This is a genomic window from Psychrobacter sp. CAL346-MNA-CIBAN-0220 (genome assembly GCF_040309805.1).
In the GTDB taxonomy this organism is placed as follows: Bacteria; Pseudomonadota; Gammaproteobacteria; order Pseudomonadales; family Moraxellaceae; genus Psychrobacter.
The window spans coordinates 194,671-209,424 of sequence record NZ_JBEOPF010000003.1 but is presented as its reverse complement, the minus strand read 5'-3'; the positions used below and the strand labels follow the sequence as shown (position 1 = coordinate 209,424).

The following is a 14,754-nucleotide window of genomic DNA, read 5'->3' as shown; positions in this document are numbered from 1 at the left end:
TATATAGCGCAAGTTGTAAGCCGCTGATAACATTAAAGAAATATGCTGGATACTGTTAGTGAATAAGATATAAAGGAAAGATAAGTAAGAATTGTAGCTGGTTTATCAAGGCAGTTGCATCAAGCGTCTTGGACGCTATAAGCACTTGGTAGTTTATTCACTCTATATAAGGATATTTATGCTCTGGCTTGACTTAGGAAACACTCGTCTTAAATACTGGCTCACCGATGATATTGGGCAAATTGTCTCACATGATGCCAAACAGCATCTGCAAGCGCCTGCCGAATTACTCATGGGTCTGACCGACCGCTTTGAGCGCTATGCCCCGGACTTTATCGGAATTTCATCGGTACTGGGCGACGAGTTAAACGTAAAGGTGTCAAAAACCTTAAGTCGGCTAGATATTCCTTTTGAATTTGTCCATGTTGATGCCAAGCATACGCTTATGCGTAGCGATTATGATGCCAATCAATTGGGCTGTGATCGCTGGCTACAGATGCTCGGTGCGGTAGATAAAAAAAAGCGCCAATGTGTGATTGGCTGTGGAACAGCAGTGACCGTTGATTTAATTGACCACGCTGAACATTTGGGTGGTTATATTTTTCCTAATATCTATCTACAACGCGAGTCGTTATTTTCAGGCACCAAACAAATCACCATATCTAATGGTACCTTTGATAGCATTACCCAAGGCGTGACCACCCAAGATGCGGTACATCGGGGCATTTTGCTGTCTATCGTTGGCGCAGTGAATGAAATCAGCAATCGTCACCCAAACTTTGAGCTGATTATGACCGGTGGAGATGCCCATATGATTGCCCAACATGTCAATCGTCCAGTGCGCATCCGTGATGATTTAATGTTGAATGGTTTGGCTCGATATTTTGATGATAATAAATAACTAAAATATAAAAACGTCATAAAAATCAGCCCATAAAAAAAGCAGTAAGTATTAAACTTACTGCTTTTTTTTATTTAACAACACATTTTAGCTGTTTGCTATGACGAATAACGGCTTGTATCTTATGATAGCTACCCGCTTATTTGGTCTCGTTAAACAGCTCACGACCAATCAGCATCCGGCGAATCTCGCTGGTACCCGCACCAATTTCATACAATTTGGCATCGCGCCATAGACGTCCGAGTGGATATTCATTGGTATAGCCATTGCCGCCAAAGATTTGAATGCCCTCGCCTGCCATCCATGTGGCTTTTTCTGCGCACCATAAGATGACACTGGCGCAATCTTTACGAACTTGACGACTGTGTCCAGCACCGCGTTGATCCAACATATCGAGGTTTTTACCCACGGTATATAAAAAGCTACGCCCTGCTTGTAGCACGGTGTACATATCGGCAACTTTGCCTTGGATTAGCTGAAATTCACCAATGGCTTGCCCGAACTGCTTACGGTCGTGAATATAAGGGACAACGTTATCCATTACTGATTGCATGATGCCAATAGGGCCGGCGGCCAATACAGCACGCTCATAATCCAAGCCGCTCATCAATACTTTAACACCAGTATTCACTTCACCTAAGATATTTTCTTTGGGAACTTCAACGTTATCAAAGGTCATCTCGCCCGTGTGACTGCCGCGCATGCCTAGCTTATCTAGTTTTTGTGCAGTACCAAAACCTGCCATGCCTTTTTCAACGATAAATGCAGTCATGCCTTTAGAACCAAGCTCAGGATTGGTTTTGGCATAAACTACCATCACATGGGCATCAGGACCATTGGTAATCCACATTTTATTGCCGTTGAGTACATAATGACCGTCTTTTTCTTCAGCTTTTAGTTTCATGCTGGTGACATCAGAGCCAGCACCAGTTTCACTCATCGCTAGTGCACCGATAAATTCACCACTAAGCAGCTTGGGCAGATATTTTTGCTTCTGCGCTTCAGTACCATTACGCTTAATCTGATTGATACATAAGTTTGAATGAGCACCATAACTGAGCGCGACTGATGCTGAGGCGCGGCTAATCTCTTCCATCACGACCATATGCGCCACATAGCCCATATCGACACCGCCGTAAGCTTCTGGGACGGTAATGCCATGCAAGCCTAAATCACCCATTTTTTGCCATAGATCCATTGGGAATTCGTCGCTAGAATCAATCTCAGCGGCACGCGGAGCAATTTCATTCGCCGCAAACTTTTGCACCATATCACGTAGCGCATCGATATCTTCGCCAAGCTGAAAGTCTAATCCGGGTAAACTCATAACGGTTCCTTATGTTTTAATACTAAGTATTTTTTGAGTATGATTAATAAATCTTAAATAAATAAGTTGCCATCGGTTGTTACCAATCGATAGCTCAAGATTAACGCTGATTAATCAACGCCCGCGCGACATTTGAGCCATTAGGACGTTCTAAAAATGCACTGATACGCTCGCCCGCACTGACCAACTTATCCAGATCGATGCCGGTACTGATACCCATACCGTGTAGCATATAGACCACATCTTCAGTCGCCACATTGCCAGTTGCGCCTTTTGCGTAGGGACAGCCGCCAAGCCCAGCAACCGAGGTATCAAACTCACGGACTCCTAATTGCAGTGCCGCTAAAGTATTGCTTAAGGCTTGACCATAAGTATCGTGAAAATGACCAGATAGCGCTGATATATCAACGTGTTCAAGCGCTGCTTGTATGGCACGCTGTACCTTAATCGGCGTACCAACACCAATGGTATCAGCAATGCCAATCTGTTCTGCGCCAATCTCAACCAGACGCTTAGTGACGTACGCGACTTGGCTGGGGTCAATTTCTCCTTCATAAGGACAGCCAACCGTACAAGAAATAACGCCGCGTACTTTGATTCCCTGAGCCTTGGCAGCCGCAGCGACAGGAGCAAAGCGCGCAATACTTTCGTCGATACTACAATTGATATTTTTTTGGCTAAAAGTTTCACTTGCTGAGCCAAATATTACGATTTCGTCAGGACGATACGCTACCGCATTCTCAAAACCGCGCATGTTTGGCACCAATACAGAATAACAAACATCCGTATGCCGTGTGGGCTCAAGCGCAGTCAATAACTCGCTATTATCGCCCATTTGTGGCACCCATTTAGGCGAGACAAAGCTGGTGGCTTCAAGCTTCTTAATTCCTGCTGCTATCAAATCATCAATCAGCGCTTGCTTAACGGCAGTTGGCACCATTTTTGACTCATTTTGCAAGCCATCACGCGGACTGACATCAACAATTAGAACGTGGTCTGGATATGAATGTGTCATGTATGCCGTCCTTTTTTTTAGCTAAAAACTACTCATTGATAGATTATTTAGTATAAACAGCAATATTTTTAACTGTCGCTATCCCTATCAATGAGCAGCAATTCATCACCATCGGCAACTGAGTCGCCAGCAGCAAATAAGAGCTCTGCTACTACGCCATCAGTCGGTGCAGTAATGGTGTGCTCAATTTTCATTGCTTCAATTACCGCTAACGGATCGCCTTTTTTGACCGTATCACCGACCGCTACTTTAAAGGCAATCACTTGCCCTGGCATTGGTGACTTTAAGCTGCCAACAGCAGCGTTATCCTCTCCAACATGTGCCATGATATCAATCAAATCAATCTGATCACGTCCGGCATCGGTGAAGATGTGAACGGTCTCATCATGTACCCAACTTTGGGCGCTGATACGTGTACCGTCTAGCCATAACGTATGATTGTGCGCATCTTGACTACCATAGCTGACATGGCCTTTATATAAAGGGCCCGATAAAGAGGCAGGCTGCTCAGTAACCACACTGGTAGCTGTCTGATTATTTGCATTATCAGTATCGTCACTTTGAGTCGCATCTTGCTCAATAATAAGATCAAAGCTACTTAGTTTATCAGTACCTTTGGCATTACTATTATCTGAGCTGGTTGCATTGTGCCACTCACTAATATGTGCAATGTAAGGCTGATCATGATAAACAAAGCTAAACTGGCGCGTATAGTCACTATAAGCACGGAACCCTGTAGGCTGACTAAAGGGATCTATATTTTGAGCTAACGATTCAGTCGCAAGCTTCTGAGTAATAGCAGTCGTAATAAGCGTAGATAATTCAAGCGGCTGCTGATCAAAGAGATCATCGCGTTCACGCTCAATCAGTGCGGTATCAAGATTGGCATGACTAAAGGAGTCGGTATTAATAATATAGCGCAAAAATGCCACGTTATTCGGCAGACCAACGATACGCGTTTGCGCCAATGCCCGATCGAGCTTGGCCAATGCTTGCGCACGCGTTGGCGCATGGACAATAAGCTTGGCAATCATTGAATCATAAAAAGGACTGATAACATCGCCCTCACTTACCCCATCATCAACGCGCACGTCAGTGCCATCGTTTGTAATAATAAAAGTACTGTGCTCGGGCTTTTGATACGTAAATAACGTCCCAGTTGCTGGAAGGAAGTCATTATCAGGATTCTCAGCACAAATGCGTGCCTCGATAGCATGACCATTGATGACTAGCTGATCTTGGGTTTTTGGTAACGGTTGGCCAGCAGCAACCAATAGCTGCCATTCGACCAAATCGACACCAGTAATGGCTTCGGTAACCGGATGCTCAACTTGCAAGCGCGTATTCATCTCCATAAAATAAAAATTCATGGCTTCGCCGCGTTGCTCAACGATAAACTCTACCGTCCCTGCACCCACATAATCTACGGCACGAGCAGCCTCAATAGCAGCAGCGCCCATTTCTTCTCGCATACTGATATCAACGCCAGGTGCAGGCGCTTCTTCAAGGACTTTTTGATGGCGACGCTGCACCGAACAGTCACGCTCAAACAGATGCACATAATTGCCTTGCGTATCACCGAATACTTGGATTTCGATATGACGTGGTTTTAGCGCATACTTTTCAATGAGTACCTGATCATTACCAAAGCTGGTTATCGCTTCACGCTGACATGATTCTAATAACGCCGTAAAGTCAGCGCTCTTTTCAACCACCCGCATGCCTTTACCACCACCACCAGCACTGGCTTTAATCAGTACCGGATAGCCGATGTTATCTGCTTGCGCCTGTAAGAATGCACCATCTTGATTGTCGCCATGATAGCCAGGTATCAAAGGTACGCCTGCCGCTTCCATCAAGCGCTTGGACTCAGATTTGCCACCCATTGCGCGAATAGCAGCCGCTGATGGGCCAATAAATACTAGACCTGCATCATGACACGCTTGGGCAAAGTCCGCGTTTTCACTCAAAAATCCGTAGCCTGGGTGTATGGCCTGTGCGCCAGTTTCTTTAGCGATTGCAATGATCGCATCACCTTTTAGATAACTGTCTTTGGGGGCAGAACCGCCCAAATAGACGGCTTCGTCACAAACAGCCACATGTTTAGCTTGGCGGTCAGCGTCGGAATAGACAGCGACGGTGCTAATACCCAGACGCTTTGCAGTCGCTGCCACTCGGCAGGCAATCTCGCCACGGTTGGCAATCAAAATTTTAGAAAACATAACCATCCTTGTGTTTTTTATCATAGCATCAGCTATTGTTGGAATCCTGACTTGACTATTTGATGCTGTCTATTTAGTGCCAATTTAGTTTTTATTGATAATCACTCTATTGTCTGCCATGCAGGGCGTCGTTTTTGTAAAAAGGCTTGGACGCCTTCTTTACCTTGCTCTGAAGCACGAATATCAGCGATACCTTTGACCGTTTTCTTAATAAGCTTTTCGGTCATAGGTTGCCCAGCCACCTCATGAAGTAAAGTCTTGCAAGCTTTTACTGCCTCTGGGCTGTTTTTGACCACGTTTTTACAGAATGCCGAAACCACATCATCAAGCGATTCTTCACTGACACGATCATGAATAAAGCCCAACTGACGTGCTTTTTTGGCATCAAAAACTTCTGCACTCAAAAAGTAACGTTGTGCTGCTCGAGCACCCATTGCGCGAATGACATAAGGACTGATAGTCGCTGGAGCGAGACCTAGCCGCACTTCACTTAAGCAAAAATTAGCAATCTTAACGGCAAATGCGACATCACATGCGGCTACTAAACCCATACCGCCCGCATAAACATCACCTTGGATAGCAGCGATAGTTGGCTTTGGGCACTCATAAATAGTCTTGAGCATTTGCGCCAATTTGTCAGCATCCGCTAAGTTTTCTTCATAGCTGTAATCCGCCATGGCGCGCATCCAGTTCAAATCCGCCCCAGCACAGAATGCTTTACCTGCCGCTGCAAGGACGACGACACGCACCTTATCATTTGCCCCTAACTGTTCAAACGCTGCGGTCAGCTCACTTATCATCTCATCATTAAAAGCATTACGCTTCTCAGGGCGGTTTAAAGTGACAGTAGCGACGTGCTGTTCAATAGTAACCAATAAGCTTTGATAGTTATCCGTATAAGTACCCGTTTGAGCGGTTGCCTTATTTCCAGAGTTATTATTTTTTGTCGTATTACTTTCCATGCGAGTCTCTTTTATTTCCTGATAGCGATCAGATTTTTGGCCTGTTTATTGCGAGCATCTCAAAGCTATCATATATTTATAGCATTCATACCTACATTCTAAAGACGCCGTAAGTAGTTTCTTCAATCGGCGCATTATGAGCAGCGCTAAGAGCCAATGCTAACACCGTACGGGTGTCAGCAGGATCAATCACCCCATCGTCCCATAAACGCGCAGTGGCATAATAAGGGTGACCTTGCTCTTCATACATCTCGCGAATAGGCGCTTTAAAGGCTTCTTCATCCTCTTTACTCCACGCTTCACCTTTACGGTCATAATTATCACGCTTAACAGTCGCGAGTACCGAAGCAGCTTGCTCACCACCCATTACCGAAATGCGCGCATTTGGCCACATCCATAAGAAGCGTGGGCTATAAGCGCGACCACACATCCCATAGTTACCCGCACCGAATGAACCACCAACGATAACGGTAAATTTAGGCACTTTAGCATTGGCCACTGCCATTACCATCTTAGCGCCGTGGCGGGCAATACCTTCGTTTTCGTACTTACGACCAACCATAAAGCCGGTGATATTTTGCAAAAATACCAAGGGAATTTTACGCTTACAGCATAGCTCAATGAAGTGCGTGCCTTTTTGTGCCGACTCGCTAAATAAAATACCATTGTTAGCAATAATACCCACTGGCATACCTTCGATATGCGCAAAGCCGCAGACCAAAGTAGTCCCAAAGCGTGCTTTGAATTCATCGAACGCGCTATCATCGACAATACGCGCGATAATTTCTCTAATATCAAAGGGCTGGCGCGTGTCGTTGGGAATAATACCATATAGCTCTTTGGCATCATAACGCGGTGGACACGGGGTAATTTGATTGGGAATATGCTTGGCTGGGCGGTTAAGATGACTAACAATATTGCGCGCCAGTGATAAGGCGTGGGTGTCGTTTTGCGCCAGATAATCTACCACGCCTGACAGACGCGTATGCACATCACCGCCGCCTAAATCTTCTGCAGTGACTTCTTCACCAGTAGCTGCTTTTACCAGTGGCGGCCCACCTAAAAAGATAGTCCCTTGATCTTTAACAATGATAGATTCATCACTCATCGCTGGCACATAAGCACCGCCTGCAGTGCAGCTGCCCATCACCACCGCAATTTGTGGAATACCAGCAGCACTAAGATTGGCTTGATTAAAGAAGATACGGCCGAAATGCTCTTTATCAGGAAACACTTCATCTTGATTGGGCAAGTTCGCACCGCCTGAATCTACCAAGTAGACACAAGGTAAATGGTTTTCTTGAGCGATCTCTTGCGCACGTAGATGCTTTTTGACCGTCAACGGATAATAAGTACCGCCTTTTACGGTGGCGTCATTACAGATAATCACACATTCGGTACCGTTAATACGACCGATACCCGCAATCACGCCAGCAGCTGGGATATCTTCGTCGTACATATCGTAGGCCGCCATCGGAGCAATTTCTAAAAAAGGCGTCCCAACATCGAGCAGACGTTCAACACGCTCGCGTGGTAACAGTTTGCCTCGTGCTAGATGCCGAGCACGCGAACGCTCTGAGCCACCTTGTGCTATTTTTCGCAAATGCTCATGAAGATCATCTACCACTACTTGCATAGCGGCACTATTTTGCTGAAATTCAGCAGCGTTTGGACTCAATTTACTGGTTATGATGGCGCTCATGATATCCCTTTTTATATTCTGGTCTTTTATTTACCACTTATCATTTTTAGCCTGTTGTTAACAACTGCTTTTGACTACTTCGCTATTTTAAGCCCAGCTCTGCTTTCATCAGTTCAACGATTTTATATTTTTGAATTTTACCGGTAATAGTCATCGGATATTCAGTAACGAAACGATAATAGGTTGGCACTTTATAATGGGCAATGTGCTCACGGCAGAACTGCCGTACCTCTTCTTCAGTCAAACTATCTGGCTGCTTGGGTACAATCCATGCCGCCAAAACCTCACCATAACGTTCATCGGGTATACCCACGATTTGTACATCACGAATTTTTGGATGACGGTATAAATAGTTTTCGATCTCAACGGGATAAATATTTTCACCGCCGCGAATAACCATATCTTTGCTACGCCCAACAATTTTGACATAACCGTCTTCGTCTATAGTGGCAAGGTCGCCAGTATGCATCCAACCGTCTTGAATGGCCTCGCGCGATTTAAAGCGACTGCCCCAGTAGCCTTTCATTACTGAATAGCCACGCGTGAGGAGCTCACCAGTCTCTCCTATCGGGACAGTATCACCCGTTTCAGGATTGATAACTTTTACTTCAAGCGCTGGCTGTACCAATCCGACTGTCGAGACCTGCTTATCAAGCGGAGTGTGCTCATTGGTTTGGCAGGAAACTGGACTGGTCTCAGTCATGCCATAAGCAATGGTGACTTCGCTCATATGCATCTTATCAATGACGCGGCGCATCACCTCAATCGGGCAGCTAGAGCCCGCCATAATACCCGTACGCAGGCTAGATAAATCAAAGCTATCAAACTCAGGATGGTCGAGCATAGCAATAAACATCGTCGGCACGCCATGCAAAGCGGTACATTTCTCCTCTTCCACCGTTTGTAATACCGTCAACGCGTCGAAGCCATCGTTGGGATAAAGGATACAACCACCATGGGTTAAGACCGCTAAGTTACCGAGCACCATCCCAAAGCAATGATATAACGGTACTGGAATACACAGTCTATCTTCTTCGGTTAGGTTCATGGCCTCACCGATAAAATAGCCATTATTTAGAATATTACGATGGGTTAAGGTTGCCCCTTTTGGCGTGCCAGTAGTACCGCTGGTAAACTGCACATTAATAGCATCGGTATTTTTGAGCTGCGCCTGTCTTTCAGCCACGCGTGGGTCATTGGCATCACCCTCACTCATCCATGTAGAAAACTTTTGCATGAAATTAAAATATTCATCGCTATCAGGTTCATCAATCCAAATAATGCGCTCGATAGTGGGTATTTCAATTAGATCCAGCTGTTGAAAGTTTTTATGATAAATTTCAGGGCATAATTCGCCAATCATCTGTGCGTAATCACTGCTTTTAAAGTGACGCATCAACACCAACACCGAGCAGCCTAATTTATTGAGCGCATACTGTAACTCAAAGGTGCGGTAAGCAGGATTAATATTAACTAAAATAACCCCAGCTTTTGCCGTTGCCAACTGCATCAGTAACCATTCGGCGTTATTATGCGACCAAATACCAATGCGATCGCCAATCTCAAGTCCCATCTCAATCATACTACTTGCTAATTGATTGGCGTGCTGTTGTAGCTCACGATATGTCCAGCGGATATTTTGATGGCGCGATATCAACGCTTCACGCTCAGGGTATTTATCCACAATAGCATCAAAAAAGTCACCGATAGTTGCCTCAATAAGTGGCACATCAGGACCTTTATCATAGCTTTGGGTGAGTGGCGCGTTGGCAGAGCGTGCGCCCATGTTAATGCCTGGGATATTATTAAGAATGGTATCAAAATAGGTGGATTGGGTCATAACGAGTCCTTTCGTTTTGCTTTTTATTTTGCTTATTTATAGCTTATGGGTAGGTCTTTCTTCCTTGAATAGGTCTTACACAACACTAACTACTATAACGCCTCAAATGAAAGCCTGTCAATGATACCAATACAATATGTATCATTTAAATGATAAATAGGCAAAATATTATCGATAGCCAAAAGCTTACATATAGGTTAAATGCCACAAACTAGAAAGTCAGCTACGCACTATAATGGCATAAAACCAGCTTTATCAATACCTAATACTATCAGTATTTGATTACTGAGTGCTTCTTTATATCGCGGGCAATTTATTCTAAGCCTAACTCTACTTTCATTTGCTCAATGATTTTATATTTTTGAATTTTCCCAGTAATAGTCATCGGATATTCGGTAACGAAGCGATAATAGGTTGGCACTTTATAATGAGAAATATGCTCACGACAGAACTGCCGTACCTCTTCTTCAGCTAAACTATCCGGCTTTTTAGGTATTATCCAAGCGGCCAACACCTCGCCATAACGCTCATCGGGTATACCAACCACTTGTACATCACGAATTTTGGGGTGACGGTATAGGTAGTTTTCGATCTCAACGGGATATATATTTTCTCCCCCACGGATGATCATATCTTTACTGCGCCCAACAACATTGATATAGCCATCTTCATCCATAGTCGCCAGATCGCCAGTATGCATCCAACCGTCTTGAATGGCCTCACTCGTTTTAAAACGACTGCCCCAATAGCCTTTCATCACCGCATAGCCACGAGTCAACAGCTCTCCGGTCTTTCCTAGCGCTACGATATTACCGGTTTCAGTATCGATAATTTTGACTTCAAGCGCCGGCAATACCAATCCTACCGTGGACACTCTCTTTTCAAGCGGCGTATGCTCATTAGTCTGACAAGAAGCCGGACTGGTCTCAGTCATCCCATAAGCAATGGTAACTCCGCTCATATGCATCTTATCAATGACGCGGCGCATCACCTCAATCGGGCAACTAGAGCCGCCCATAATTCCTGTTCGCAAGCTAGACAAATCAAAGCTATCAAACGCCGGATGATCGAGCTCAGCAATAAACATGGTCGGTACACCAAGCAAGCCAGTACACCGCTCCTCTTCTACGGTTTGCAACACGGTCAGTGGATCAAAACCATCATTTGCATAGACCATACAGCTACCATGAGTTAAGGCGGCCAAATTGCCCCCTACCATCCCAAAGCAATGATATAACGGTAAGGGAATACACAGTCTATCCTCTTCGGTTAGCGTCATCCCTTCACCCAAAAAGTAACCGTTATTTAAAATATTACGATGGGTTAGGGTGGCGCCCTTGGGAGTGCCTGTGGTACCGCTGGTGAACTGAACACTAATAGCATCAGTATTCTTCAACTGTGCTTGGCGCTCAGCTATGCGGGGATCATTGGCATCACCCTCAGCCATCCATGCCGAAAACTTTTGCATGAAATTGAAGTCTTCATCACTATCGGGTTCATCAATCCAAATAATGCGCTCAATGGTAGGTATTTCAATCAGATCAAGTTGCTGATAGCTTTTATGATAAATCTCAGGACATAGCTCACCGATCATCTGTGCATAGTCACTATTTTTAAAATGGCGCATTAATACCAATACCGAACAGCCTAACTTATTTAACGCGTACTGTAGCTCGAAGGTGCGATAAGCAGGGTTAATATTGACTAATATGACCCCAACCTTTGCCGTTGCCAACTGCATTAGTAACCATTCGGCATTATTGTGCGACCAAATACCGATACGATCGCCAATCTCAAGTCCCATCTCAATAATGGCGCTGGCTAACTGATTAACCTGCTGCTGCAGTTCTTGATAAGTCCAGCGGATGTTCTGATGACGGACAACTAGCGCTTCACGCTCAGGATATTTATCTACAATAGCATCAAAAAAGTCACCAATAGTCACTTCAATAAGTGGCACATCAGGGCCTTTATCATAGCTTTGAATTAAAGGTGCATTAGCAGAGCGCGCGCCCATATTGACACGGGGAACAGTATTAAGAATAGTATCGAAATAGGAGGATTGAGTCATAACGAGTCCTTTCATTTTGCTTTGTTATGGTTTTTATACTGACATATTCTTCCTTAAATATGTTTTCTATCACCCTATCTACTATACTGAATTCAATGAAAGCCTGTCAATTTTATCGATACAAGATGTATTACTTAGATAATGTTCTGCTAACTTCTTATTTTATTATTGAATTGAGTAGTCAGAAGAATACTTGGAATAATAAATCAAAAATACGATGTAAAAAATAAAAAGCCGGCCATATGCGTTTATAGCATGTAGCCGGCTTCATTAATAATCAGTATCAGCCGTATCTAGCAATCCGATAAGCATTGGCGACTCATTATTGATAATTTAAAATGATAAGTGGCTATGCTATAGCGGATTACTAATAGTTGCTAACAGTTACTAAGCGTTAGGTGTGACTGGCGCTTTAATCGTTACGGTCGCCTTTACGGCGCTATTGTCATCGAGCAATTCCATTATAAGCTCATCAGTACTGTCAGTTTTTACCTGCCAATTGCCCTCAGCGCGCGGCACACCGGTTGCCATGACAGAAATGGCTTTGTTTTTTAGGCGAATCATGGGCGGCTTATGCTCGTAGCCAGTATGTTCTAATCCCAAAATATCGTCAGCAATCGTTGCTGCTTGTGCCCGTAATGGTGCCACATAACGGCAGGCTACGCCGTCGATTGACATGCAATCACCAATGGCATATATATTTGCCGCATCAGTACGCAAAGTTGGCGCATCAACGACAATGCCGGTTCGACTATCGAACTCGACGCCGGCAGCGGCAGGTAATTTATCATCAACGATGAGTCCCGTACTGGCAATAACATGATCAACGATAAGTAATTTAGGTTGTTGAGTACTGATGTCTTTTGACCCTGAATCTAATGACCCATAACTGACGTGCAAAGTGCCATCACTATCACGAGTGACACCTGACACCTGACAACCACCCAAAAATTTAATACCTTGTGACTCAATCGCCTTTGTAATACGCGCGGTCGCTTGCGGGGGTAGCATTTGCGATAATGGCGCGTTATTCAAATCAATTAAAGTGACTGTATGACCGGCTTTGAGCAAATCTTCTGCAATTTCAGTACCGACCATGCCAGCGCCAATAATAGCCACACGCTGACTGCCCGTGGCCAATTGCTCTTGTAGCTGGCCAAAGCGCTCTATATGGTTGACATGCCAAACCAAATCTTGTGGTAAGCTTTTGGGAAATATTGGATGCGCGCCCATTGCCAATACGAGCTTGTCATAACTGATAGGCGTTGGTTTGTCATTAGCCGAATCAGACGACTCAAGATGTAATTGCTGGCTGGCTGGGTCAATATCGCTCACGTTAGTATTGGCAAGTAACGTCACCTGCGCTGCCAACGCCGCATCAGATCCTGTTGCACGGACTAAGTCTGAAGCGCGTTTGTTTTGGCTAATCGCCATCGTCAGCATCGGCTTATGATAGCGGTCACCATTATCAGCAGTAATTAAAGTAATCGGCATGTCTTTATCTTTACTGCGAAGCGCATCGATGACATGCCAGCCAGCTAGGCCCGCCCCAATAATAACAACACCATGCGCCATGGAAGAATTCTCTACACTCATATTGGCTCCAAAACAAGTTTTATATCGTGAGTTTTATATTTTTTATCAAAAATGATTACCGCTATTGTAGCAGTAAAAAGACAGGCACTCACGTGAACAAAGCACGTTGACAAGATGCTTTAAATTTATTAGTTTACTTCCACAAAAAAGCGCCTTTTTTATAGACGCTTTAGAGAAAAAAAGAGAGAACGAACAAATTAGTTATTAATAATTTTTGACAAGAACATCTTCGCACGCTCACTACGCGCTCCATCAAAGAATTCAGTCTTACTACAGTTTTCAACGATATAGCCTTCATCCATAAAAATGATACGATTGGCCACTTGACTGGCAAAGCCCATTTCATGAGTGACACACATCATCGTCATGCCGTCGCGTGTCAATTCTACCATCACATCAAGCACTTCTTGAATCATCTCAGGATCTAATGCTGAGGTCGGCTCATCGAACAGCATGGCTACCGGATCCATCGCTAGAGCACGAGCAATCGCTACCCGCTGCTGCTGACCACCAGATAGCTCGGCTGGATATTTCGCCGCTTGCACGGTCAGTCCTACCCGATCCAAATAAGCCATTGCCTTTTTTTTGGCTTCGCTTTCGCTGCGTCCTAATACCTTAATTTGAGCTACTGTCAGATTATCAATAATGGTTAAGTGCGGAAACAGCTCAAAATGCTGAAACACCATGCCGACGGTACTGCGTAACTTAGGCAGATTTGTCTTTGGGGCGCCAACAGAGATACTATTAACCATGATCTCACCTTTTTGAAAAGGCTCTAACCCATTAACCGTTTTAATCAAGGTGGATTTACCACTACCTGATGGGCCACAGACCACGACCACATCACCTTTATGCACATTCGCACTACAGTCAGTCAGCACTTGAAAATCGCCATACCATTTATTGACAGCGCTCATCTCGATGACCATCTCGCTACTAGCATGGCCATTATCCGTGACCAGCCCACCAAAGTCGTTCATCTGCGTATCAGCCTTACTCATTGCTGTCTCCTACCTTTCGCATTTATAAATAATCGTATTGAGCTTAAAAATATATCATTAAAATTCTTATCAAAGCTTTTGATTAAGACCCTTAATCAAAAGCTTTAAACAAAAATA

Annotated in this window: 10 protein-coding genes; 1 reads left to right on the top strand and 9 read right to left on the bottom strand. The window is 44.5% G+C overall.

Annotated features, from left to right (window positions below; genetic code table 11):
- Positions 1–178 precede the first annotated feature (178 nt).
- Positions 179–901, top strand: coding sequence for a pantothenate kinase (locus tag AAEY88_RS08520; RefSeq protein ID WP_350561399.1), 723 nt, complete (start codon positions 179–181; stop codon positions 899–901).
- A 139-nt stretch (positions 902–1,040) separates the two neighbouring features.
- Here AAEY88_RS08520 and AAEY88_RS08515 read toward each other — a convergent pair whose 3' ends face one another.
- The 9 genes from AAEY88_RS08515 to AAEY88_RS08475 form a co-directional block, all read right to left on the bottom strand.
- Positions 1,041–2,228, bottom strand: a complete 1,188-nt coding sequence (locus tag AAEY88_RS08515) for an isovaleryl-CoA dehydrogenase (RefSeq protein WP_350561397.1) — start codon at positions 2,226–2,228, stop codon at positions 1,041–1,043.
- A 100-nt stretch (positions 2,229–2,328) separates the two neighbouring features.
- Positions 2,329–3,243 carry a hydroxymethylglutaryl-CoA lyase gene (locus tag AAEY88_RS08510; protein ID WP_350561395.1) on the bottom strand — a complete coding sequence of 305 codons (915 nt, stop codon included), beginning with the start codon at positions 3,241–3,243 and terminating at the stop codon, positions 2,329–2,331.
- A 68-nt stretch (positions 3,244–3,311) separates the two neighbouring features.
- Positions 3,312–5,465: an acetyl/propionyl/methylcrotonyl-CoA carboxylase subunit alpha gene (locus tag AAEY88_RS08505; protein ID WP_350561393.1), complete on the bottom strand. Its 2,154-nt coding sequence runs from the start codon at positions 5,463–5,465 to the stop codon at positions 3,312–3,314.
- 101 nt (positions 5,466–5,566) lie between these two features.
- Positions 5,567–6,427 (bottom strand): enoyl-CoA hydratase/isomerase family protein, encoded by an 861-nt coding sequence (locus AAEY88_RS08500; protein WP_350561391.1) that lies wholly within the window; start codon positions 6,425–6,427, stop codon positions 5,567–5,569.
- 91 nt (positions 6,428–6,518) lie between these two features.
- Positions 6,519–8,129 (bottom strand): carboxyl transferase domain-containing protein, encoded by a 1,611-nt coding sequence (locus AAEY88_RS08495; protein WP_350561389.1) that lies wholly within the window; start codon positions 8,127–8,129, stop codon positions 6,519–6,521.
- An 82-nt stretch (positions 8,130–8,211) separates the two neighbouring features.
- Positions 8,212–9,969: an AMP-binding protein gene (locus AAEY88_RS08490; protein WP_350561387.1), complete on the bottom strand. Its 1,758-nt coding sequence runs from the start codon at positions 9,967–9,969 to the stop codon at positions 8,212–8,214.
- Between the two features lie 313 nt (positions 9,970–10,282).
- Complete coding sequence (locus tag AAEY88_RS08485) at positions 10,283–12,040, bottom strand: AMP-binding protein (protein WP_350561385.1); 1,758 nt, start codon at positions 12,038–12,040, stop codon at positions 10,283–10,285.
- A 387-nt stretch (positions 12,041–12,427) separates the two neighbouring features.
- Entirely contained in the window at positions 12,428–13,636 is a 1,209-nt protein-coding gene (locus tag AAEY88_RS08480) for an FAD-dependent oxidoreductase (protein WP_350561383.1), read from the bottom strand.
- 197 nt (positions 13,637–13,833) lie between these two features.
- Complete coding sequence (locus AAEY88_RS08475) at positions 13,834–14,565, bottom strand: amino acid ABC transporter ATP-binding protein (RefSeq protein ID WP_350561584.1); 732 nt, start codon at positions 14,563–14,565, stop codon at positions 13,834–13,836.
- Between the last annotated feature and the right edge of the window lie 189 nt (positions 14,566–14,754).

Excerpts from the sequence above, each read along its gene's own strand:
- AAEY88_RS08495 (WP_350561389.1), bottom strand. The coding sequence starts at position 8,129 with ATGAGCGCCATCATAACCAGTAAATTGAGTCCAAACGCTGCTGAATTT.
- AAEY88_RS08515 (WP_350561397.1), bottom strand. The coding sequence starts at position 2,228 with ATGAGTTTACCCGGATTAGACTTTCAGCTTGGCGAAGATATCGATGCG.
- AAEY88_RS08500 (WP_350561391.1), bottom strand. The coding sequence starts at position 6,427 with ATGGAAAGTAATACGACAAAAAATAATAACTCTGGAAATAAGGCAACC.
- AAEY88_RS08490 (WP_350561387.1), bottom strand. The coding sequence starts at position 9,969 with ATGACCCAATCCACCTATTTTGATACCATTCTTAATAATATCCCAGGC.
- AAEY88_RS08520 (WP_350561399.1), top strand. The coding sequence starts at position 179 with ATGCTCTGGCTTGACTTAGGAAACACTCGTCTTAAATACTGGCTCACC.
- AAEY88_RS08505 (WP_350561393.1), bottom strand. The coding sequence starts at position 5,465 with ATGTTTTCTAAAATTTTGATTGCCAACCGTGGCGAGATTGCCTGCCGA.
- AAEY88_RS08510 (WP_350561395.1), bottom strand. The coding sequence starts at position 3,243 with ATGACACATTCATATCCAGACCACGTTCTAATTGTTGATGTCAGTCCG.
- AAEY88_RS08475 (WP_350561584.1), bottom strand. The coding sequence starts at position 14,565 with ATGGTCATCGAGATGAGCGCTGTCAATAAATGGTATGGCGATTTTCAA.
- AAEY88_RS08480 (WP_350561383.1), bottom strand. The coding sequence starts at position 13,636 with ATGAGTGTAGAGAATTCTTCCATGGCGCATGGTGTTGTTATTATTGGG.
- AAEY88_RS08485 (WP_350561385.1), bottom strand. The coding sequence starts at position 12,040 with ATGACTCAATCCTCCTATTTCGATACTATTCTTAATACTGTTCCCCGT.